The organism is Sphingopyxis sp. (assembly GCF_965227415.1).
Taxonomy (GTDB): Bacteria; Pseudomonadota; Alphaproteobacteria; order Sphingomonadales; family Sphingomonadaceae; genus Sphingopyxis.
In genome coordinates this window covers 2,667,534-2,687,654 of the sequence record NZ_OZ245749.1, presented here as the reverse complement: position 1 = coordinate 2,687,654, position 20,121 = coordinate 2,667,534, and the positions used below count along the sequence as shown (strand labels likewise).

General features: G+C 65.0%; 21 protein-coding genes and 1 tRNA gene. 9 read left to right on the top strand and 13 right to left on the bottom strand.

The window, feature by feature from the left end; all coding sequences use genetic code 11:
- Nucleotides 1-137: 137 nt before the first annotated feature.
- The gene (locus tag ACO055_RS13170; protein WP_422059344.1) at nucleotides 138-782 is read left to right on the top strand and encodes a TetR/AcrR family transcriptional regulator; all 645 of its coding nucleotides are present in this window, start codon (nucleotides 138-140) and stop codon (nucleotides 780-782) included.
- 32 nt (nucleotides 783-814) lie between these two features.
- Here ACO055_RS13170 and metW read toward each other — a convergent pair whose 3' ends face one another.
- Together metW and metX are read right to left on the bottom strand one after the other, a co-directional pair.
- Nucleotides 815-1,405, bottom strand: a complete 591-nt coding sequence (metW, locus tag ACO055_RS13165) for a methionine biosynthesis protein MetW (RefSeq protein WP_422059343.1) — start codon at nucleotides 1,403-1,405, stop codon at nucleotides 815-817.
- A complete protein-coding gene (gene metX, locus ACO055_RS13160; protein ID WP_422059342.1) occupies nucleotides 1,405-2,526 on the bottom strand; it encodes a homoserine O-acetyltransferase MetX in 1,122 nt (373 codons plus the stop codon). Before metX ends, metW begins: the two co-directional genes overlap by 1 nt.
- A gap of 79 nt (nucleotides 2,527-2,605) precedes the next feature.
- Between metX and hisC the strand changes: the two genes are divergently transcribed.
- Both hisC and ACO055_RS13150 read left to right on the top strand, forming a co-directional pair.
- Nucleotides 2,606-3,721: a histidinol-phosphate transaminase gene (hisC, locus tag ACO055_RS13155; protein ID WP_422059341.1), complete on the top strand. Its 1,116-nt coding sequence runs from the start codon at nucleotides 2,606-2,608 to the stop codon at nucleotides 3,719-3,721.
- On the top strand, nucleotides 3,721-4,623 hold the full coding sequence (locus tag ACO055_RS13150; RefSeq protein WP_422059340.1) for a prephenate/arogenate dehydrogenase family protein: 903 nt from the start codon (nucleotides 3,721-3,723) through the stop codon (nucleotides 4,621-4,623). The genes hisC and ACO055_RS13150 overlap by 1 nt, the downstream gene beginning before the upstream one ends.
- 33 nt (nucleotides 4,624-4,656) lie before the next feature.
- On the opposite strand, the gene ACO055_RS13145 is transcribed toward ACO055_RS13150, so the two are convergent.
- The 4 genes from ACO055_RS13145 to ftsE are packed head-to-tail and all read right to left on the bottom strand — an operon-like array spanning nucleotide 4,657 to nucleotide 7,550.
- Nucleotides 4,657-5,388, bottom strand: coding sequence for a lysophospholipid acyltransferase family protein (locus ACO055_RS13145; protein WP_422059339.1), 732 nt, complete (start codon nucleotides 5,386-5,388; stop codon nucleotides 4,657-4,659).
- A 10-nt stretch (nucleotides 5,389-5,398) separates the two neighbouring features.
- On the bottom strand, nucleotides 5,399-5,929 hold the full coding sequence (locus ACO055_RS13140; RefSeq protein WP_422059338.1) for a YdcF family protein: 531 nt from the start codon (nucleotides 5,927-5,929) through the stop codon (nucleotides 5,399-5,401).
- Nucleotides 5,926-6,831, bottom strand: a complete 906-nt coding sequence (locus ACO055_RS13135) for a cell division protein FtsX (RefSeq protein WP_422059337.1) — start codon at nucleotides 6,829-6,831, stop codon at nucleotides 5,926-5,928. Before ACO055_RS13135 ends, ACO055_RS13140 begins: the two co-directional genes overlap by 4 nt.
- A complete protein-coding gene (ftsE, locus tag ACO055_RS13130) occupies nucleotides 6,828-7,550 on the bottom strand; it encodes a cell division ATP-binding protein FtsE (protein ID WP_422059335.1) in 723 nt (240 codons plus the stop codon). The genes ACO055_RS13135 and ftsE overlap by 4 nt, the downstream gene beginning before the upstream one ends.
- A gap of 179 nt (nucleotides 7,551-7,729) precedes the next feature.
- Here ftsE and ACO055_RS13125 point away from each other — a divergent pair, with 179 nt between their 5' ends.
- Complete coding sequence (locus ACO055_RS13125) at nucleotides 7,730-8,518, top strand: zinc-ribbon domain-containing protein (protein ID WP_422059334.1); 789 nt, start codon at nucleotides 7,730-7,732, stop codon at nucleotides 8,516-8,518.
- 31 nt (nucleotides 8,519-8,549) lie between these two features.
- On the opposite strand, the gene ACO055_RS13120 is transcribed toward ACO055_RS13125, so the two are convergent.
- A complete protein-coding gene (locus tag ACO055_RS13120) occupies nucleotides 8,550-9,620 on the bottom strand; it encodes a YeiH family protein (RefSeq protein ID WP_422059333.1) in 1,071 nt (356 codons plus the stop codon).
- 100 nt (nucleotides 9,621-9,720) lie between these two features.
- On the opposite strand from ACO055_RS13120, the gene ACO055_RS13115 reads away from it, so the two are divergent.
- Nucleotides 9,721-9,797, top strand: a tRNA-Arg gene (locus tag ACO055_RS13115).
- A 263-nt stretch (nucleotides 9,798-10,060) separates the two neighbouring features.
- Here the strand turns inward: ACO055_RS13115 and ACO055_RS13110 are convergent.
- The gene (locus tag ACO055_RS13110) at nucleotides 10,061-10,612 is read right to left on the bottom strand and encodes a GNAT family N-acetyltransferase (protein ID WP_422059332.1); all 552 of its coding nucleotides are present in this window, start codon (nucleotides 10,610-10,612) and stop codon (nucleotides 10,061-10,063) included.
- Between the two features lie 277 nt (nucleotides 10,613-10,889).
- Nucleotides 10,890-11,474 (bottom strand): hypothetical protein, encoded by a 585-nt coding sequence (locus tag ACO055_RS13105; protein ID WP_422059331.1) that lies wholly within the window; start codon nucleotides 11,472-11,474, stop codon nucleotides 10,890-10,892.
- A gap of 146 nt (nucleotides 11,475-11,620) precedes the next feature.
- Between ACO055_RS13105 and ACO055_RS13100 the strand changes: the two genes are divergently transcribed.
- Together ACO055_RS13100 and ACO055_RS13095 are read left to right on the top strand one after the other, a co-directional pair.
- Nucleotides 11,621-12,658, top strand: a complete 1,038-nt coding sequence (locus ACO055_RS13100; protein ID WP_422059330.1) for a zinc-dependent alcohol dehydrogenase family protein — start codon at nucleotides 11,621-11,623, stop codon at nucleotides 12,656-12,658.
- 8 nt (nucleotides 12,659-12,666) lie between these two features.
- Nucleotides 12,667-13,284, top strand: coding sequence for a hypothetical protein (locus ACO055_RS13095; RefSeq protein WP_422059329.1), 618 nt, complete (start codon nucleotides 12,667-12,669; stop codon nucleotides 13,282-13,284).
- A 9-nt stretch (nucleotides 13,285-13,293) separates the two neighbouring features.
- On the opposite strand, the gene ACO055_RS13090 is transcribed toward ACO055_RS13095, so the two are convergent.
- The 3 genes from ACO055_RS13090 to ACO055_RS13080 form a co-directional block, all read right to left on the bottom strand.
- Entirely contained in the window at nucleotides 13,294-13,806 is a 513-nt protein-coding gene (locus ACO055_RS13090) for a hypothetical protein (protein WP_422059328.1), read from the bottom strand.
- 289 nt (nucleotides 13,807-14,095) lie between these two features.
- On the bottom strand, nucleotides 14,096-15,373 hold the full coding sequence (locus ACO055_RS13085; RefSeq protein WP_422059327.1) for an MgtC/SapB family protein: 1,278 nt from the start codon (nucleotides 15,371-15,373) through the stop codon (nucleotides 14,096-14,098).
- A 103-nt stretch (nucleotides 15,374-15,476) separates the two neighbouring features.
- A complete protein-coding gene (locus ACO055_RS13080) occupies nucleotides 15,477-17,081 on the bottom strand; it encodes an MBL fold metallo-hydrolase (protein ID WP_422059326.1) in 1,605 nt (534 codons plus the stop codon).
- A gap of 144 nt (nucleotides 17,082-17,225) precedes the next feature.
- On the opposite strand from ACO055_RS13080, the gene ACO055_RS13075 reads away from it, so the two are divergent.
- Nucleotides 17,226-18,242, top strand: a complete 1,017-nt coding sequence (locus tag ACO055_RS13075) for a L,D-transpeptidase (protein ID WP_422059325.1) — start codon at nucleotides 17,226-17,228, stop codon at nucleotides 18,240-18,242.
- Nucleotides 18,243-18,365: 123 nt separating this feature from the next.
- Here ACO055_RS13075 and ACO055_RS13070 read toward each other — a convergent pair whose 3' ends face one another.
- Nucleotides 18,366-18,857: an Hsp20/alpha crystallin family protein gene (locus ACO055_RS13070; RefSeq protein WP_422059324.1), complete on the bottom strand. Its 492-nt coding sequence runs from the start codon at nucleotides 18,855-18,857 to the stop codon at nucleotides 18,366-18,368.
- Between the two features lie 486 nt (nucleotides 18,858-19,343).
- On the opposite strand from ACO055_RS13070, the gene ACO055_RS13065 reads away from it, so the two are divergent.
- Nucleotides 19,344-19,997 (top strand): BON domain-containing protein, encoded by a 654-nt coding sequence (locus tag ACO055_RS13065; RefSeq protein WP_422059323.1) that lies wholly within the window; start codon nucleotides 19,344-19,346, stop codon nucleotides 19,995-19,997.
- Nucleotides 19,998-20,121 lie beyond the last annotated feature (124 nt).

The window sequence follows — 20,121 nt, the reverse complement described above, 5'->3', positions numbered from 1 at the left end:
GCCGCGCCCTACCCAATAATGAAACATGAACCGAGTTTCAACTTGGAATATGCATTCGTCGTTTTTTGCTTGCCAGTGGTGCGGAAAAGCCACGATGGCAGGGAAAGCCGAACGGAGCGGGGAGACGGAAGGCAGTCATGGATCAGCCGCAATCAGCGACGAGCGAAGGCGGGTCGGGCGGGACCGAACATCGCGACAAGACGCCGCGCACCGAACGTGGCCGCAGGACCCTGCGCAAGCTGCTCGACGCGGCGGCGATCGAGTTTGGCGACCGCGGGTTTCACGAAGCCTCGATCAGCGGCATCACCCGCCGCGCGGGGACTGCGCTCGGCAGTTTCTATACCTATTTCGATTCGAAGGACGAAATCTTCCAGGCGCTCGTCCGCTATATGAGCGAACAGCTGCGCGACCATGTCACGCCGCGCGTTCAGGCGGCCCCCGACGGGATCAGCGCCGAGCGCATCGGGCTCGAATCCTATCTGGGCTTCGTGCGCGAACATAAGGAAATCTATCGCATCATCGATGAAGCCGAGTTCGTCGACTATGCCAGCTATCGCCGCCATTATGAAACGACCGTCGCGCGCGTGCGCCAGCGGCTCGAGGGTGGCGCGGCGCGTGGCGAGATACGCGCCGACGTTGGCGAGATCCATGCGTGGGCCATCGGCGGAATGAACGTCTTTCTGGGCATGCGTTACGGCCTGTGGGACGAAGATGCCGACATCGCCGAGATCGCGCGGGTCGCGAACGACTTGCTCGCAAACGGGCTGAAAAAGCAGGATTAGCGCTTGGACGTCGCCCGCACGAAGGCGGCGTGCTAACGGGCGATCAGAAAGATCGCATGTTCGGCGCGCCAACTCGCCGCGGCATCGCTCGTCGGCTTGTCGCCGGACAGATACCAGGCACGCTCGACCTTTATCCCTTTGTCGCGGACAAGGTCGCGGAAATCGCTGACCGTGACGTGGTGGATATTGGGAGTTTCGTACCACGCGACGGGCAGCAGCCGCGTGACCGGCATGCGTCCGCCCCACAGCAGCGCCAGCCGGATGCGCCAATGCGCGAAATTGGGGAAGCTGACGAAAGCGCGCGGCGCGATGCGCAGCAGTTCGTCGATGACGCGGTCGGGGCGCTCGGTCGTCTGCAAGGTCTGCGACAGGATGGCATAATCGAACGCGTCGCCGGGATAATCGGCGAGATCGCGGTTCGCGTCGCCCTGAACGACCGACAGCCCTTGCGCCATCGCTGCCTCGATCGCGGCTCCATCGATTTCAAGCCCGCGCGCATCGATATATTTATGCGCGCGCAGCTCGGCCATCAGCGCGCCGTCGCCGCAGCCGATGTCGAGCACGCGGGTGCGGCCGGGAATCGCGTCTGCGATAATTTCCAGGTCAGGGCGCAACTTCGCCATTACCACCCTGTCCCCAAAGCGCCCGCCATGATCCGGTCGAGCGCGGGGACCTCGAGCAGAAAGGAATCGTGACCGAAGGGCGCCGACAGTTCGACGAAGCTCGCCGCGGCGCCGACCGCATGAAGAGCCTGGACGATGCGCCGCGATTCGGCTGTTGGATAGAGCCAGTCGGTGTCGAAGCTGACGAGCGTGAAGCGCACATCCTTCGCGCCCGCGAACGCCCCCGCCAGGCGCCCGTCGTGCGGGTCGGCGAGATCGAAATAGTCCATAGCGCGGGTGATATAGAGATAGGCGTTGGCGTCGAAACGGTCGGTGAAGGCCAGGCCCTGATGCCGCAGATATGATTCGACCTGGAAATCGGCATCGAAGCCGAAGCTTTTGATGTCGCGCGCCTGCAGGCGGCGCCCGAACTTCTCGGTCAGCCCTTCTTCCGAAAGATAGGTGATGTGCGCGGCCATGCGCGCGACCGCGAGGCCCTTGGTCGGCGCGCGCGCGCTGCCATAATATTGGCCGTCCTGCCAATCGGGATCGGCCATGATCGCCTGCCGTCCGACCTCGTGGAAGGCTATATTCTGCGCTGAATGCCGTGCCGCGCTCGCGATGACGACCGCCGAGGCGAGGCGATCGGGATAGTTTGCCGCCCAGGCAAGGGTCTGCATTCCGCCCATCGATCCACCGATGACGGCATGAAGCCGCGCGATGCCGAGGTGATCGAGCAGCATCGCCTGCGCGCGCACCATGTCGGCGATGGTGATGACGGGGAAATGCATGCCGAGCGGCGTACCGGTCGCCGTATCGGGCGTTGCGGGACCGCTGGTTCCCATGCAGCTGCCAAGGACATTGGCGCAGATCACGAAGAAACGGTCGGTGTCGATCGGCTTGCCGGGACCGACCATGCGCGCCCACCAGCCGGGTTTGCCGGTCGCGGGATGGTCGCTCGCGACATATTGGTCGCCGGTCAGCGCGTGGCAAACCAGCACGGCATTCGACTTGTCGGCATTGAGCGCGCCATGGCTTTGATAGGCGATCGTCACCGACGGCAACGCCTGGCCGCTGTCAAGCGGCAGCGGCGCGTCGATCGTCACGCTCTGGTGCTGGATCTGGTGGAGCAGGCTCGCCATCGTTCGCGCGGAGCTAAGCGGGCAGGCGCACCCTGTCAACGTACTGGACTCAGCGGCCCCAGCCGTTAAACGGCGCCGCATGACCGATGCGACCCCGACCCTTACGCCCAAGCCGTGGATCAGCGGCATCGCGCCTTATGTTCCCGGCAAGTCGGCGGGCGCCGACGGTCGCCCGCTGATCAAGCTGTCGGCAAACGAAAACCCGCTCGGCACGGGCGACAAGGCGCGCGAAGCGTTCGGCGCATCGCTTGCCGCTGCCGACGCGCTGTCGCGCTATCCCGATCCCGGCGCCGCCGAGTTGCGCGAGACGATCGCAAAGAAGTTCGGGCTCGATCCGGCGCGGGTCATCTGCGGCAACGGGTCGGACGAACTGCTTCACCTCGCGGCGGGGACCTACGCCGGCGCGGGCGACGAGATTCTGTACGTGCGTTACGGCTTTGCGGTTTACGAGATTGCGGCGCGCCGCGTCGGTGCCGTGCCGGTCGAGGCCGACGACCGCGACTATGCGACCGATGTCGATGCGTTGCTCGCAGCAGTGACGGCCAAGACACGCGTCGTCTATCTCGCCAATCCGAACAATCCGACCGGTACGCTCGCGACGCGTGAAGAGGTTGCGCGCCTTTATGCTGGCTTGCCCAGGGACGTGCTGTTCGTGATCGACCAGGCTTATTCCGAATATCTGTCGGACGCCGAAGACGATGGCGGGCTGGAGCTTGCGAAGACGCAGCCGAATGTCTTTATCACGCGGACCTTCTCGAAGATTCACGGCCTCGCCGCCGAGCGTATCGGCTGGGGCTATGCAAGCGCCGAGGTGATTTCGGCGCTGCACCGTATTCGCTTGCCGTTCAATGTCACCCGCGCAGGGCAGGCCGCAGCGGTTGCGGCGCTCGGCGATGAACAATTTGTCGCGCACAGCCGGGCGCATAACGCCAAGTGGCGCGCCTGGCTGGCGCAGGAGATCGAAAGTCTCGGCAATCATGGCCTTCGCGTCGTGCCGTCGGCTTGCAACTTCCTGCTCGTACTGTTTGAGGGCGATGTCAGCGCCGAGACGGCGTATAACCGGTTGATGGATGCGGGCTATATCGTCCGCTGGCTGCCGGGGCAGGGGCTGCCGAACGCGCTGCGCATGACCATCGGCACCGAACAGGAAACGCGCGGGCTTGCGGCAGCGATCCGCGCCGCGCTGGCCGGCTGATGACGATCGCGCATGTGACCGTCGTCGGGCTCGGCCTGATCGGCTCGTCGATCGCGCGTGCAGTCAAGGCGCGTATGCCGTCCGTTGTGGTGACCGGCCATGACGCCAGCCCGGATGTGCGCCAGCAAGCGCGCGATCTCCGGCTGTGCGATACGATCGCCGACGATGCGGCCGCGGCGGTCGCCGGGGCCGATCTGGTGATTCTGGCCGTACCTGTCGGCCGCATGGCCGATGCCGCGAACGCCATTGCGCCAGGGCTGAAGGCCGATGCGATCATTTCGGATGTCGGCTCGTCGAAAAGCAGCGTCGCCGACGCGCTCGCCAAAGCGCTGCCCGACCATGTCGTGATTCCTGCGCATCCGGTCGCGGGAACGGAGAATAGCGGGCCGGCGGCGGGATTTGCGACGCTGTTCGAGGGGCGCTGGTGCATCGTCACGCCGGGGGTCGAAGCGCCCGAGGACGCCGTGGCGGCACTGACCGGCTTCTGGGAAGCACTGGGCGCCAAGGTCGACCTGATGGACGCTGCGCACCACGACATGGTGCTCGCGGTGACGAGCCATTTGCCGCACCTGATCGCCTATACGATCGTCGGCACCGCGAGCGAGCTGGAAGAAGTCACCGAAAGCGAAGTGATCAAATATTCGGCCGGCGGTTTCCGAGATTTCACGCGCATTGCGGCGAGCGATCCAGTGATGTGGCGCGACGTGTTCCTGGCGAACCGCGATGCCGTGCTGGCGACCTTGCAGCGCTTCAACGAGGATCTGACCGTGTTGCAGCAGGCGATCCGCCGTGGCGACGCAGACAAGCTTGAGGACTGGTTCACGCGTACCCGCGCGATCCGCCGCTCGATCATCGCCGAGGGCCAGGATGATCCGGCGCCCGACTTCGGTCGCAAGCATTAGGCCAACGCCATTTTCGCTCGATGCGAACTGAGTCTAGATAGCGGTTGAGCTTTCCAGCAACGCTTCGGGCGGGTTCAAGGCGTTGATCGCCGCCCGCACTCGCTCTTCGGCTTCCTCGCGCGGTAGGCCGGCAGGGATCGTGTCGCCGACCTTATAGGTGATCGTGCCCGGCCATTTGACCCAGCGCCGCGGCGGGAAAGCGAGCCCGCTGTTTACCGCGACCGGGATCACCGGAACGCCGAGCAGGCGGTACATGCCGGCAAAGCCGGGGCGAAGGTGCGGCGCCTGCCCATGTGGTACGCGTGTCCCTTCGGCAAACAGCACTAGCGGGCGCCCCGCCGCGAGCGCGTCTTTCGCGGCGCCGAGCATCGCGCGCATCGCCTTGCCGCCGCCATCGCGGTCGACCGGGATCAGGCCGTAAAAGCGCGCCGCCTGACCCCAGACCGGAATCGAGAACAGCTCTTCCTTGGCAAAGACCGCAGGATGCTTGAACAGCATCGGCTGCTCGACCGTTTCGAACGCCGATTCATGCTTGAAGACATACAGCACCGGAATATCGGGCATCTCGCCGTCGACGACGATCGTCTGGCCGAGCAGGAAGCGGCAGAAGATCCGGTGCGCCTGCGCCCAGATGCGCACGAAGAAGATGGTGCCGCGATGCGAAATCGGCAGCGCGATCACGCCGCCGATCGAGCTGATGCTGCTCATGATGAAGAAGGCGGCCCAGAACAGGATCGAGCGGATCAGAGCGACGGTATAGTGCATCGGACGATCCTCAGAGCCCGAGCAGGCCGCCCGCCAGCCCCGCGAGATATTTGTTATATTCGCGAAACAGCGTGGCGAAATTCGGCTGGCTCGGCACCGCGTCGGGCAGGATCGTCACCTTGTCGCCGACCGCGCGGCCGATCTCATATTCGGCGCGGCGCATGTGCCAGTCGGTCGTGATGAGCCGGATGCTATGGTAGTTGCGCCGCGCAACCCAGGTCGCAACTTCGGTCGCGTTCGAACGGGTATCCTCGGCCTCGAACCCCAGCGCGATGCAACAATCGAACAGCTTTTGCGGGCGCTTATATTCTGCGGCGAGCTCCCTCGGCTTCACTTCGCGCGCCACGCCGCTGATCAGCAGGCGCTTGGCGTCGCCTGCCTCCAGCCGTTCGAGCCCGCGGTCGATGCGTCCCGGGCCACCGGTGAGGACGACGATCGCATCGGCCTTTGCAGCCGGCGCCGGCTGCGGCAGCAACAGCGCAAACCAGGCGAAGCCGAGCACCCAGGCCAGGAAGAGGAGCGAAATCAGGCGCTTGATCATAATATCTTCTGAAGAGCGGCGAGCAGGGTCTGTCGCGCCGTTAAGGCTGCCAGCGCGATAGCCAATAGCGGCAGCGCCAGCAAGAGCGACCAGCCGGCGATGCCGAGCGACGCGGTCGCCGCGAGCCCCGAGGTGATTCCTGACCATTGCCAGCCGATGACCAGCAGGACCAGCGCCGCGACGGCGCTGCCAAGCGCGATGCCATAGGCCGTATCGATCGCGATGCGGCGCTGGAACAGGCGGGTGATCTGCTGGTCTGTCGCGCCGATCATGTGAAGCATCTCGATCGTCGTATAATGGGTGCCGAGCGCGGCGCGTGCCGTCATGATCACCACAGCGGCGCTGGCGAGCGTCATCAGGACAACGAGTGCGCCCGCGACCCAGGCGAGCGAGCGGATCAGCCGCGCGACGGGGCCGAGCCATTCGGCGTGCGGGATGATACGGGCGCCCGGCGCCTCGCGCGCGACAAGCGCACGGAGCTGCCCCATATGCCCGGCACGATCCTCGCCGACGAAGTCGATATCGACAAGCGCGGGAAGCGGCAGCGAATTGAGCACCGGATCGTCGCCTTCGTCGCTGCCGAACCATTGACCGAGAGTCGCCTTGAGCTCGGCCTGCTCGACGGCGCGCGCCGAACGGACGAAGGGCTGCGCGGCGGCGGTGCGGCGCAGCCGGGCGGCCTGTTCGGCGCGGGTAATGGGGTTCGCGGTGACGATCTGCACCGTGACGCGTCCCGCGATCGCGTCGCCGATTGCATTGGCAGAGCGCGCGAGGCCGATCCCCGCTGCGGCGGCGAGCAGGGTGAGCAGCATCAGGATCGCAATGACCCACGGCGTCGGCCCCGACAGGCGGCGGTCGGGTAGCAGGCGGCGGTGCTGGACGGGAACGCGCGGTATGATCATTGGCGGTTCGGCGGATAGCGCAGCGCACCGGTGGGGTCCGCGAGGCGGCCCTTTTCGAGCCGCATCATCTGCGCATTCTCGATCCGGCTGATCAGATGGATATCGTGGGTTGCGACGACGACCGTCGTGCCGAGGCGGTTCAAGGCCTCGAACAGTCCGAGCAATCGCATCGCCATGTCGGGATCGACGTTACCCGTCGGCTCGTCGGCGACGAGCAACTGGGGGCGTGCGATCACCGCCCGCGCGATCGCAACGCGTTGCTGCTCGCCGCCCGACAAGGTTGGAGGAAAGGCGTGGGCGCGCTCGCCCAGCCCGATCCAGCTCAACATCTCGCCGACCGGGCCGGCCAGATCCTCTTCGCTTACCCCGGCAATGCGGAGCGGCAGCGCGATATTGTCGCGCGCCGAAAGGTGCGGAATCAAACGGAAATCCTGGAACACCACCCCGATGCGGCGGCGGAAGCCGGGCAGGCGGTGCCGCGGCATATTGACCAGATCCTCGCCGAACAGCCGCACGATCCCGCGGCTCGGGCGCTGGGCCAGATAGAGCATCTTGAGCAGCGAGGTCTTGCCTGCCCCCGACGGCCCGGTGAGGAAATAAAAGCTGCCGGGCTGGAGGTTGAAGCTGATGTCGCAGAGGATTTCGGCGTCGGGGCCATAGCGCAGGCCGACGCCGCTGAACTCGACCATCGCGCCGCCGGGACGGGGGGTGGATGTCATGACGCCGCCGGGGCGCGGCGTCGCGCTTTTGCAGAACCGCGGAAGAAGGGAGCCCCAGCGCTCATGGCCTTGCCTGTTACACGCCTGCCCACCGAGGTAAAGCGCTCTGTTGGGAAGGAGGCGGCCCCGCCGCGTCACGCGGCGCTTGCAACGCGCGAATCGCCGTGTTTAGAGAGGCAATGATCCTTGCCTGCCCGTCCTGCCATACGCGTTATGTCGTGCCCGATACGGCGATAGGACCCACGGGGCGCACCGTGCGCTGCGCCAATTGCCGACACAGCTGGTTCCAGGAACCGGCGGCGCCCGCACCTGCGGTGACGCCTTCCCCGATCTCGTCGCCTTCACCGGCCCCGGCTCCGGCGCCCGCGCCGGAACCCGTCGTGCGACCCGCCGAACCGTCTCCGGCGCCGACGCGCTTCGTCGAAGAGCCGGTCGCCGAAGCCGCACCGGCTCCGCCGCCCGAGGCCTTTGCCGCGCGTGAAACGCCGATTGTCCAGCCGCCAGCCGACGACTCGCCGCTCCCTTTCCGCCGTCCGAGGCGCAATCCGGCGAAGCGCTGGACGTGGATCGCGGCGAGCGCTGCGGCGCTGATGCTCGCCGCGACGGCGGGGCTCTACTGGTTCGGGCTGCCAAGCTGGGCGCAGGGTCTGGGAATTCCGGGGATGATCAACGAGCCCGATCTCGTGATCGAGCTGCCGCCGAACCAGGATCATCGCGAATTGGCCGATGGCACGATCTATTTCGCGGCGTCGGGGGTCATCATCAACCCGACCGATCGCGAACAGCGCGTCCCGCCGATCCTGGCTGAGCTGCGCGATGCGCAGGGAACGATCGTCTACAGCTGGACGATTAAACCGCCGGTGCGGATGCTGCCGCCGAATGAAAAGGTGAATTTCAGCGAAGCGAAGCTCGACATCCCGCGCCGCGCGACGCAGCTGACGGTTAGCTGGGCGCTCCCGAAAGGCTGATATTTCAAATCGTTAATGTGACGTCGCGGCGTCATAGGCTCAGCGCGGCAGCAAGTGAAAGCAGGAAACTCGTCAGCGTCGCGACGATGATCGGTGCAAAGCTGCGCCACCCTTGGTCGAGCAGCAGATGCAGGCGCGCCTTCATCGCCGTCGCGACGATGGCGAGAAGGAGCAGCGCCTGGGCGCCGGTCGCGGCGGCGCTTTGGACAGGTTTCGGGATCGAGATGAGCGAATTGACCGCCGCGACCGCAAGAAACCCTAGAATGAACCACGGGAGCCGCAGCGGAATGCGCGGCTTGTCGCCGTCCTGCTTGTCGCCTTTGGCGCTTCGCCCGAGCCAGAGTGCGACGAGCATCAGCATCGGCGCGAGCAACGCGACGCGCGTTAACTTGACGATTGTCGCGACCTCCCCCGCTGCCGGCGAGAAGGAAAAGCCGCCGCCGATCGCTTGTGCGACGTCATGAATCGACGCGCCGATCAGAAAGCCTGCCTGCTGATCCGTGAGATAAAGCTGCGCGGCGAGGATCGGATAGACCGTCATCGCGAGCGCACTCGCCACGGTGATGCCCACGAGCGTCAGCGTGAAACGCGCCTGGTCGACGCGCTTGTCGCCGATCAGCGAATAGAGCGCGAGTGCTGCCGAAGCGCCGCAAATTGCCGTCGCGCCGCCGGCTAGCAGCGCCGCGTGCTTTTCCTGCCGGAACAAGCGTGCGCTCGCGACGGTCACGATAATCACGGCGAGCATGATGAGGACGAGCAGGGCGAAGGGCAGCGGGCCAAGCTCGGCGAGCTGTTCAGCGGTGATCCGCGCACCGACGAGGACGATTCCGAAGCGCAGCGCAGTCTGTGACATCAGGTCGAGCCCCGCGTGGGTGCGCTTGTCCTGCGACAGAAAGGAGAGGGCGAGGCCGATGAGAAGCCCCATCAGGACGAGCGGCGCGGCATAATGATCGGCGAGCCAGGCTGCGGCGAGCGCGGCGATGCCGGTGACGAAAGCGCCTGGCAGATAATCGCGCCATCGCCGCTGGGCTGGTGGCTGCGTTTCGAGATGCATCTCGCCATAAAGGTCGGCGGCCATCGGCCAGCTCTGTTCGGACACCATGGCTTTCCCCTGCCTCGTCGCCCGCTTCGCATATCCGCGAGCGGCGGTCGATAGGCCATTGCTGGCGACCGAAGCTCTTGCTAGAGGCCGCGCTCTACCGGCACCCGTAGCTCAGCTGGATAGAGCGCTGCCCTCCGAAGGCAGAGGCCAGGGGTTCGAATCCCTTCGGGTGCGCCATTTCTCGTTGTATTTCAACGATTTGATGCGATATCGACAATAGGCTTACGAGCGCCGATTTCGCCGCGTAAGCACCTCGACGTCTTTTCGAGGCTGACATGCTTACCTTCGGCTCTTTGCCGTCCGAATCGAACTAAACGAAACGACATGTTTCCAACGGTTCAGAAAAAACCTCAGCGCTGTCGAAGTTCGACACCTGCCTTCGTTGGAAATGTTCCTAAAATCACCGGCGTCCGCTAAATCTGCTTCCTGTCTGCGCCCAGCTATGACGTCTGGCGCAGATCGATCTCAAGTAGCGCCAGCGTCGCGTCGCCCTCATAATCGCTCGAGCGGAAGCCGACCATATGCTCGACCTCGATCGCGCCGCGATTGGCGCGGCTCTCGATCGCGCGCAGACGTTTTATCCCGCGCTTTCGCGCGAGATCGACGGCATGGTGCAGCAAGCTCCATCCGACGCCGCGTCCCTTGTGAGTCGGTGCGACCGCGATCGCGACCTCGGCCATCTCGAACGGCGCGTCGGCGGCAAGGAACAGGCTGGCGACGAGCGCGCCGTCTGCTTGGTCGAGAGCGAGAAGATGCTCGCGGTGACGATGATCGACCGCGATCATCGCGGCGAGCTGCGAGGGCGAGAGATGCGGCTGGGCGCTAAGGAAACGGAACTGCATATCGTCGGGGGACAGGCTATCGTAAAACCGGTTTACCCGGTCGCTGTCGGCGGCGGCGACGGGGCGCAGCACAAGCTCCACATTGTCGCGGGTCGCGATGCGAATCTCGCCGGGCTCCGAGAGTGTCATGTCCAATGCCTGATCGCTCATGTCGGTCATCCTTGTTGTGCGGCGCGCCGGATCGCCGCAGGGTGAGAGTGCCGGCAAGTCGCTTGCGTCCGTTTGGCCGTCGCCTGGACCCGGCAGAGCGCGGTCTGGATTTGCTAAAGGCGTCACCGACCCGGGGGACCGGCGCCGATCCGATGGGGCTTGGATAATCGTCGCATCCATGACGAACTCCTCTGCCATCGGAGCGTAGCGCTTGCTGCCCGAAGCGCATTCCGTAATGTTACGGAGGGGGCTGCCCGCCATGCTCTCCTAACGTCAGCTATCGGCTGCGCGGCGACTGGAGCGGCGGGTCCGCGCCGCCCGTCTGCGCAAGGATCAGCATCGCGCCGAGGATCAGCAGGTCGAGCGCCAATATCTTGATCGCCGGGATGACGGCCGGAAAGGGCCATCCAAAGCCGATCATCATGGCACCACCTATCGTGAAGGCGCCCGAGACAAAGAGCCAGCGTCGGCCGCCCGGTTTGCGGGCCAGGCCGACCGACAGCCGGGCAAGGCCCGAAGCGGCGAGGCCGCCGGCAAGCGCCAGATCCATTACTTCTTTTCCGAGAAGCGGGTCCGAAACCAAGACCGCGGCCGCCATCAGATAGGCGCCGCCAGCAATGCGCCAGGCGATGCGTTCGGACCGGCGCGCCGCCATCCTTGCCTCGCGGGTCTGCACCCACGAGGCTCCCACCATCAGCGCGACCAGCCACAGGATGGCGGTCACCGTCATGAGAAAGGGCCGCGGCGTGAACTGGAGAAGCAGGAGCACGGCTCCCGCCCCGCCGCCAATCGCAAGCGGCCACCACAAATTGGCATAGCCGCCTCGCTCCTTGCGCTCCTCTCGCGCTGCAAACATCGCCATCGCCTTGTCCTCTCTTTTCGCAGTCCGATCATAGCTGCGATCAGGGCCCGCCGAAGTCAGGGATTCTACGAATGCCTTGCGCGCACCCTGCCGGACTATGGTTATGCCCCAGAGACCGCGCGGCGGACTCCAACATCGGAGGCTTTATGAAAGCGCTCGTCTATAACGGCCCGGGTTCGAAATCGCTCGACGAGGTTGCAAAGCCCTCGATCACCGAGCCGGGCGATGCGCTTGTGCGCGTCACCCACACGACGATCTGCGGGACCGATCTGCATATCCTCAAAGGCGATGTGCCGACCTGCACGCCGGGCCGCATTCTCGGGCATGAAGGGGTCGGCGTCGTCGAGGAGGTCGGACCGGCCGTCACGGCCTTCAAGCCGGGCGACCATGTCCTCATCTCCTGCATCTCATCCTGCGGCCGCTGCGAATATTGCCGGCGCGGCCTTTATTCGCATTGCGCGACGGGGGGCTGGATCCTCGGCAACAGCATCGACGGCACCCAGGCGGACTATGTCCGCATCCCGCACGCCGACACCAGCCTCTATCCGATACCCGCCGGCGCGAACGAGGAAGCGCTGGTCATGCTAAGCGATATTCTTCCCACGGGCTTCGAATGCGGGGTGCTCAACGGCAAGATCGAGCCGGGGAGCACGGTCGCGATCGTCGGGGCCGGCCCGATCGGGCTTGCTTGCCTCCTCACCGCCCAATTTTATTCGCCTGCAGCGATATTCATGATCGATATCGACACGAATCGTCTCGCCGTGGCCGGCCGCTTTGGCGCCACGCATCTCGTTGAAAGCGGCGAAAGCGATCCCGCAGCGACGATCATGGCGCTCACCGGAGGGCGAGGCGTCGATACCGTGGTCGAGGCCGTAGGCGTGCCCGCGACTTTCGAACTCTGCCAGGAGCTGGTCGCGGTGGGCGGAACGATTGCCAATATCGGCGTTCACGGGGTCAAGGCCGATCTGCACCTCGAGACACTCTGGTCGCGCAACATCTCGATCACCACCCGCCTCGTCGACACGGTGAGCACGCCGATGCTGCTGAAGACAGTCACCGCCGCGAAGCTCGATCCTTCGCTGCTCATCACCCATCGCTTTTCGCTCGCCGATGCGATGACGGCCTATGATGTTTTTGCCCGCGCCGCCGAGACCGGCGCGCTCAAGGTCATCATCACCCCATGACGGCGCGGATGAAAGAACTCGCCACCGAGATCGTCCGCCTCCAGGCCGAGCTCGACCGCGAGATCGAGCAGCGCCGCCGTGCGCTCGGCTGGTCGATCAAACAGCGCATGATCCGGTTCGAGGAAGGAATAGTAGCGCAGCAGCGCGAGCTGCGTATCAGCGTGACCAGACTGCTGAAGCAGGCATCACCGGCCACCATCATCACCGCGCCGATCATCTATTCGATGATCGTGCCGCTCGCTCTTCTCGACGCCTGGGCGAGCGTCTTTCAGGCGATATGCTTCCGCGCCTATGGCATCCCCCGGGTCAACCGTTCGGATTATATCGCGATCGATCGCGGCCGACTTGCCTATCTCAATTGGATCGAGGCGCTCAACTGCGCCTATTGCGGCTATGGCAATGGCGTCATCGCCTATGTTCGCGAAATATCGAGCCGCACCGAGCAATATTGGTGTCCGATCAAGCATGCGATGCGGATCAGCCACCCGCACAAGCGCTATTATGAATTCCTCGAATTTGGCGACGCCGAAGGCTATCGAGCCCGGCTCGAGAGCTTCCGCGATGGCCTTCGCGACCCCGCCGACGAACGGCAGACGGTCGAAGCAGGCACCCTGCCCAAAACTTGACCGATTATATCAATTGAGGCTTTTGCCGGGGCGCGGAACAGCAAAATGGTCCGGGACCGCGACAGTCAACGGCGGGGCGATATAGTGGCTCGCAGCAAGCGCCAGGCCGATGGCCAGTTCGCTGCCCGCGAGCGGAAACCGGAATTGACTCAACCTGCCATCCTCGCGCGTGATCGTGACGAGCAGGCTTTCCTGCTTGGCGATCATCGCCAGGAATTTCTTGTCTTCGTCCATGACAAGCAGCGGCTCGCTTTGCGATGCCGTGCAGGTCATCGTTACCATCAGCGTGTCGGCGCCGGTTTCGAGCGTCACTGGATAGCTGCGTGCCTCGATGCACGGTTCATGGGGTTCGATATAGATGTGGCAGTCGGGGCCGCAAACCAGACCGAATGCGATATTGTCGCTGTCGGTGGTGAGCGCGAGCGACATCGTGTCGTCTCCCATCAATATCCAGTCGCCAAAATCGCCCAGAAGATTCTGCGCGCCGGCCGGCGTCGAGAACAGGGCGGCGCCAGCGATCATTATAGCGCCCGCGGCGCGGCGGCATGACCTGAGGGATAGTCGGCTGGGTCTGGGCATGGCCTCTCCATTCGCGGCGAAAGGAAGCAGAGCGGGGTCTAAGACAGACACACCCACCATGGCAGGCAGCGACGCGCGAACCCGCCGACTTCGGGTCGGTGGCATTGCCGGGGTAATGCGGTGTCGCCCCCTGACGAATACGCAATAACCCTAAGCCGGCGCGTCGACGCGAGGGGCATGCACCCCGTCCATTCTTTCCGCGGCCGATCGAGACGGGGTTCGGTTCGCAGCCTCATCGCAGGAATGCGACCATCGCGCCGCCGGCGGCCACGCTGGCGACAAGAGGAAGTGCGGCTAGCAAACCGCGTCGGGTCCGGACGATCGCGACCGCGACGGCCGCTTTGAACATTGTGTTGGCCATGACCGGTGCCGCCACAACGAGGCCCGCCGTTCGGCTGTCGAGCAGGCCCGCGGGCAGTCCGCCGATGGTAATGATCGCGGCATCGACATCGGCAATGCCCGACAGCGCGAGGACTGCTGCTAGACCGGCCTCGCCGACGCGCTCGATCAGCCAGCGCGCCGCGACCGCCATCGCCATGACAAGCGCGGTCAGGACCAGCGCGGTCACAAGGTTCAGCGGATTGCGCAGCGCGACGGGGCTTGCTTCCGGGACCCCAGCATGGCGCCCCGCGAGAAGGCCCCAAATCATGGCCGCCAGGCTCACAAGCGCGGCGGGTGCCAGCAGTAACGAGAGGGCAGGGAGTGCGATCGGGGCAAGCAGCGCGACGAGAAGGATGACGCGGATGAGCATGACCGTCGACGCCGCGGCGATACCCGCCACCAGCACCGGGACATTTTCCCGATCGTCGCGAAGCCGGGTCGCCAGCGCCGCCGTGACGGCGGTCGACGACACCATCGCCCCCGTTGCCGCCATCAAGAGGGTCCCACGCGTCGCGCCGAAGCGGCGGCTCGCGAGATAGCCCGCGAACGAAAAGCCCGACACGAACACGACCACCATCCCGAGCTGCCGGGGGTTCCAGGCCTCAAACGGTCCGAGCCTGTGATCCGGTAGCAGTGGGACGACGACCAAAGCGATCAGCGCAAAACGCGCAACGGCGCTGACCTCGGTCTCGGTCATGCCCTTGATCCAGCGATGGAGCTGGGGCCGCAGTGTCAGCAACATCGTTGCACTCACCGCAATGATTGCCGCGCCCTGCGGCGATCCGCTGGCTGCCAGAAAGCCGCAGCCCAGCGTGACGAGGCCGGCAAGGGCATTGGTCCCGCTGATCCTGCCGGTTTCACGCACCGACCGCGCATAACCGAGCATCAGGAGCAGCGCCGCGCTCGCGAGCAGGACGCCCGCAGCGATACGGTCGATCGATTGAATGGTGCCGGCGATTCCGCCACTGAGCCCGAGAAGGCCAAAGGTCCGGATCCCGGCAAAGCGACTGCCGGCAGCCTCGCGCCGGAGAGTCCAACCGCGCTGCACGCCCATGAGCAAGCCGAGGCCGAGCGAAACGCCCAATCCGGACAGGAGCGGCCATTGGTCGAGGAGCGGGGGCTGTGTCATCGGCTCGGGCGCACGTCCTTTTTGGGCGAAGCCGGTTGGCGCACCGCAGCTTCGCGGTGGTGCTGATCGATCTGTCGCCGATGATCCTGTTCGTCGGCGGGACTCAGCGGCCCGCCGCGCGACGACCGTGCGCCGCGCGCACTTCGCGGTAGCGGTTCAACACGTCACGCATCGCGGCGATCGCTTTCAGACGAGCTTCGACATCCTCGATGCGCGCTAGCTCGGCCTTGAGATGCGTCGTAAAATCGGCGTAGCTGTTCTGCCAGTCGCGGCCGACCGCTGCTTCTAGCGCCGGATCGCCGGTCTTGATCCGCTTGGCGCCTGCCCCGCTCCCGAGCTGGTAGGTCTCGCCCATCGCCGGCGCGACGATGGTTTGGGCGAAGCTGCGCGACTGCGACAATCGGCGCAGTGTTTCGATTGAGGGGCCTTCGCCATGGGTGAGGAACAGGCTTCCCGCGATCGGTTGCCGCGCCTCGATCCACGCCAGCAGGTCCTGCTGGTCTGCATGCGCCGAATAGCTGTCGATGCGGCGGATTTGCGCGCGCACCGCGACATCTTCGCCCGAAATCCGGACACGGATCGCGCCATCGACAAGCGTACGGCCCAGCGATCCTTCGGCCTGATAGCCGACGAACAGCACGGTCGACTCGCGCCGTGCCAGATTATGCTTGAGATGATGCCGGATCCGGCCGCCTTCGCACATGCCCGACGCCGCGAGAATGATCGCGCCGGTGAGGCTGTTGAGACGGATCGACTCATTCACATCCTCGACATAATGGAAAGCAGGATGGTCGAAGACATGGCCCTCCATATCTTCGAGCGCTTCGGAATATTTCGAAAAGACGCTGGTCGCGCGATTGGCGAGCGGCGAATCGATGAACACGGGGACTGACGGAATCTTGCCGGCGCTGATGAGTGCGGCCAGGTCGAGCAGCAACTCCTGCGTCCGTTCGAGCGCGAACACCGGGATTACAAGATTGCCGCCGCGGGCGAGCGCCGCCGTCGCCTCGCCTTCCAGTAGCTGGCGCCGATCTGCGATCGTCAGATGATCGCGCGTCCGGTCGCCATAGGTCGACTCGCAGACGACATGGTCGAACCCCGCGGGGCTCTCCGGGTCGGGATGGAACGCCTTATGCTCGGGCCCCAGATCGCCCGAACATAATATATGGACGCCGCCGATTTCGAGTTCGACCGAGGCCGAGCCGAGGATATGCCCGGCATTCCAGAGCCGCGCGCGCACACCCTTGACCGGCTCGAACCATTGCTCGAGATCGACTGTGCTGCTCTTCTGCCAGGCCGCAAGACCATCCTGTTCGGTGTATAACGGCTCGAACACCGGCTGGTCCGCGCGATCGTGCCTTCGGTTTCGCCGCGCGGTGTCGCTCTCCTGGATCCGCCCCGCATCGGCGAGCATGAACTCGAGGAGGTCCGAGGTCGGAGCGGTGCACCAGATGTCCCCTTCATATCCTTCGGCGACCAACCGCGGCAGCAGGCCGCTATGATCGATATGGGCATGCGTCAGGATAACGGCATCGATTTGGTTTACCGGAAAGGCAAAGGGGCTGCGGTTCAGCATCTCGAGCGTGCGCGAACCCTGGAACAGCCCGCAGTCGACCAGCAGCCTTTTGCCGTCGTGGCAAAACTCCATGCACGAACCGGTGACCGTGCCCGCAGCGCCATGGAATGTGACCGAAAGATCCTTGTTCATCGCGCGCCTCGCTTGATGCCCTGTGCCGGGCTGGCCCGTCGGCAGAAGAACCCTGCCGCCGCTTGAGGATGGACCCGAGCCGCGCGCGCCGGAATACGTACTGTTCCTGACTCCCGGTACCCGGCCCCGCGCATAAAAGGCGCTATGACCCGAAAATCCTTCCAAGGCGACCGCACCCGAAATCGGACCGCGGCGCAGCTGGCCTGCTCGCGCGCCATGATCCTGCTCGGTGCGCTCATCCTGCCGGGAGCCGCGACCGGCGCCGAGGATCCCGCATCGCCCGGCTCGGTTCTCGAGGCCGCGCAGTCCCTTAAACCTGGCGAATATCTCTGGGCGCCCGAGGTCGCGCCGCGCGGCCCGCTACTCCTTGTCGTCAGTCTGGCAACGCAGCGCGCCACTCTTTATCGCAACGGCATCCCGATCGCGATCACCACCGTTTCGACCGGCCGGGAGGGGCATGTCACGCCAACAGGCGTTTTCACCATCCTGCAGCGTGATGTCGATCATCGCTCGAGCATCTACGACAATGCGCCGATGCCCTATATGCAACGGCTGACGTGGGGCGGCGTCGCCCTTCATGGCGGGACGCTTCCCGGCTACCCTGCATCGCACGGCTGCATTCGTCTTCCGCATGAATTTGCAAAGCGCCTCTATGGCGTGACCCGGCTCGGGATGACCGTGATCGTCTCTGGCAAGGCCGCCGTTCCGCGCATCGCACCCGGCGGTCCGGGTTCTTGGGACGGCAGCGGTACGGCTGGAGATGTCGTCGATTGGCATCCGGAGCGCTCGGCCCAGGGGCCAGTCTCGATCGTAATCAGCGGCGCGGACCAGCGCGCCGTCGTGTTGCGCAACGGAATCGTCATCGGCTCGGCCCCGGCGCGTATCGACGTCCCCCTGACGGCGACGTCGGTCTTTGTCAGATCCGGCAAGGCGGCGAGTGGCACCGGGTGGACGAGGGTGCAGCTTCCCGAATGGCTCGCGGCGACGGGTCAGGAGGATTTGACGGGCCGAATCCATGTCGCGCCCGAGTTTCGCGCCTTGATCGAGCCGCTGCTCGCGCCCGGCGCCAATATCATCATCACCAGGGACTCGCTTGAATCCGGCAAGGAAGCGGCATCGTTTCGGATCGAAGACGATGCGGAAGGTCCGCAGCCCGAATGAGATGGAGCCGAGTGAGCCGTGCCGGGCCCGAGTCATGGCGGCCGATTTTCTGCTCGGCGCAGGCGGTGAGACCCTTAACGCATGAGGAGCCGGCGAGACATGGTCCCGCCAGCTCAGCGCGCATCAGTCGCCGATCTTGATCTTTCGCACGCGCTTGCGTGCTTCCTTGCTCTTCCCGATCTCGAGAGTCAGCAGCCCATGTTTGAACCGGGCTTTGACATCTTCGGGGTCCGCATCGATGGGAAGGGAAATCTGGCGCTGGATATAGCCTTGCCGCCGCTCATTGATCAGGCAGGTTTCCTCTGCCCGGTCGGCTGCCTCATGTTTCTCGGCCGCGATGGTGAGAATACCGTCGGCGACTTCGACCTTCACATCCTTGTCGGTTAGTCCCGGGAGCTCGGCCGAAAGCCGATAGCTGTCGCCGGCATCGGTCAGCTCGATCGCGGGCTTCGGCATGGCAAAGCGCGGAATGAAGCTCAGCAGGCTCCGCCCCGGCTTACCCATCTCTTCGATGAAGCGGTCGACCTCGGCGCGGAACCAGTCGGCGGCGCCAAATTCTAACGGCGCGGACGGCGCAGCGGCGGCGTCGGGGCGGGTGGGGGCCATGTCGTTCATGAGCTGTCTCCTTGTTGAAACGCGTCAGGGGGCGCAGCCCGCGCGCCGGACATCGACCGAAGCGAACAGCGTTGTCCGTCTTCTACGAGGCGCTATCCGGCCGGCGAAATCGGGAATGCTACTTAGGCGGGCCGGCGACGGCGCCATCGGCTGTCCCCCGAACCCTTACGGTTTATTGCGAATAGGCTGGATGGCCCAAAGGTCCAGACTCGTGGCACTTGGTCCAGGGGCCTGGCCGGCCGGAGCGTCGGCAAGGCTCGAACCCGAACGGCTTAGCTCCGCACGGGAACACGGCGAAGGTCGAGCGATCGCCTCACCTTCGTCCCTTTCGCCAAGCTGTCCGCCTACGCGGCCGGCGTCCGATCCGAGAAGGACAAGGCGCCCGCCGATCGGGGACACGGCGCTGCGGGGCACCGATTGCGACCCGGAGCCCCGCAGTGCCGATTACGACTGCCGTGCCTGCCCCCGAACCACAGGAGACGATCAATGAAAAAGACCGACAGCCAGTTGCATCACGACGTAATAGCGGAACTCGAGTGGGAACCCGCCGTCGACCACGCCGACATCGGCGTTGCCGTGACCGATGGCGTGGTCACGCTCTCGGGCTATGTCAAAAGCTGCCCCGAGAAGGTCGCCGCTGAGAAAGCGACCCGGCGCGTCGCCGGCGTTCGGGCGATCGCCGAAGAGATCAAGGTGCGATTCGCCTATGATCCCAAGACCGACGATCATGAAATCGCGAAGCGGATTCTCGACACGATCGCATGGACCGTTTCGATTCCCGACGACAAGGTGATGGTCAAGGTCGAGCAAGGCTGGGTGACCTTGGCCGGAAAGGTTGACTGGCACTTCCAGAGCCAGGAAGCCCTGCGCGCTGCGAGCCATATCTCGGGCGTAATGGGTGTCACCAACCGGATCGAGGTCGAACAGCATCCCGCGCCGTGGGATATCAAGGACCGGATCGTCTCGGCATTCAGGCGGCAGGCCAATCTCGATGCCGGGTCGGTCACCGTCAAGACCGATGGCGGAACGGTCACGCTCGGTGGCACGGTAACGGCGTGGAATGAACGCGGCATCGCCGAGCGCGCCGCTTGGTCGGCACCCGGCGTTGTCCGGGTCGAGGACCATATCATCGTCAATTGAGGTGACCCCCGCCCGCAAGGGCTCCTCCGGCTGCCCCCGAAACGGGGCGGCCGCCTCTTTATCCGTAACATTGCGCATATCGACTTCGTCCGCGGGGCCATAGCTTCTTCGGCGAACGAAGGAG

What these genes read in the sequence shown, in the direction of transcription:
- ACO055_RS13150 (WP_422059340.1), top strand. Translation starts at nt 3,721, where the DNA reads ATGACGATCGCGCATGTGACCGTCGTCGGGCTCGGCCTGATCGGCTCG.
- ACO055_RS13145 (WP_422059339.1), bottom strand. Translation starts at nt 5,388, where the DNA reads ATGCACTATACCGTCGCTCTGATCCGCTCGATCCTGTTCTGGGCCGCC.
- metX (WP_422059342.1), bottom strand. Translation starts at nt 2,526, where the DNA reads ATGGCGAGCCTGCTCCACCAGATCCAGCACCAGAGCGTGACGATCGAC.
- ACO055_RS13105 (WP_422059331.1), bottom strand. Translation starts at nt 11,474, where the DNA reads ATGGCGATGTTTGCAGCGCGAGAGGAGCGCAAGGAGCGAGGCGGCTAT.
- ACO055_RS13075 (WP_422059325.1), top strand. Translation starts at nt 17,226, where the DNA reads ATGACCCGAAAATCCTTCCAAGGCGACCGCACCCGAAATCGGACCGCG.
- metW (WP_422059343.1), bottom strand. Translation starts at nt 1,405, where the DNA reads ATGGCGAAGTTGCGCCCTGACCTGGAAATTATCGCAGACGCGATTCCC.
- ACO055_RS13140 (WP_422059338.1), bottom strand. Translation starts at nt 5,929, where the DNA reads ATGATCAAGCGCCTGATTTCGCTCCTCTTCCTGGCCTGGGTGCTCGGC.
- ACO055_RS13110 (WP_422059332.1), bottom strand. Translation starts at nt 10,612, where the DNA reads ATGAGCGATCAGGCATTGGACATGACACTCTCGGAGCCCGGCGAGATT.
- ACO055_RS13135 (WP_422059337.1), bottom strand. Translation starts at nt 6,831, where the DNA reads ATGATCATACCGCGCGTTCCCGTCCAGCACCGCCGCCTGCTACCCGAC.
- ACO055_RS13070 (WP_422059324.1), bottom strand. Translation starts at nt 18,857, where the DNA reads ATGAACGACATGGCCCCCACCCGCCCCGACGCCGCCGCTGCGCCGTCC.
- ACO055_RS13170 (WP_422059344.1), top strand. Translation starts at nt 138, where the DNA reads ATGGATCAGCCGCAATCAGCGACGAGCGAAGGCGGGTCGGGCGGGACC.
- ACO055_RS13080 (WP_422059326.1), bottom strand. Translation starts at nt 17,081, where the DNA reads ATGAACAAGGATCTTTCGGTCACATTCCATGGCGCTGCGGGCACGGTC.
- ACO055_RS13120 (WP_422059333.1), bottom strand. Translation starts at nt 9,620, where the DNA reads ATGGTGTCCGAACAGAGCTGGCCGATGGCCGCCGACCTTTATGGCGAG.
- ACO055_RS13125 (WP_422059334.1), top strand. Translation starts at nt 7,730, where the DNA reads ATGATCCTTGCCTGCCCGTCCTGCCATACGCGTTATGTCGTGCCCGAT.
- ACO055_RS13090 (WP_422059328.1), bottom strand. Translation starts at nt 13,806, where the DNA reads ATGATCGCTGGCGCCGCCCTGTTCTCGACGCCGGCCGGCGCGCAGAAT.
- ftsE (WP_422059335.1), bottom strand. Translation starts at nt 7,550, where the DNA reads ATGACATCCACCCCCCGTCCCGGCGGCGCGATGGTCGAGTTCAGCGGC.
- ACO055_RS13095 (WP_422059329.1), top strand. Translation starts at nt 12,667, where the DNA reads ATGAAAGAACTCGCCACCGAGATCGTCCGCCTCCAGGCCGAGCTCGAC.
- ACO055_RS13065 (WP_422059323.1), top strand. Translation starts at nt 19,344, where the DNA reads ATGAAAAAGACCGACAGCCAGTTGCATCACGACGTAATAGCGGAACTC.
- ACO055_RS13100 (WP_422059330.1), top strand. Translation starts at nt 11,621, where the DNA reads ATGAAAGCGCTCGTCTATAACGGCCCGGGTTCGAAATCGCTCGACGAG.
- hisC (WP_422059341.1), top strand. Translation starts at nt 2,606, where the DNA reads ATGACCGATGCGACCCCGACCCTTACGCCCAAGCCGTGGATCAGCGGC.
- ACO055_RS13085 (WP_422059327.1), bottom strand. Translation starts at nt 15,373, where the DNA reads ATGACACAGCCCCCGCTCCTCGACCAATGGCCGCTCCTGTCCGGATTG.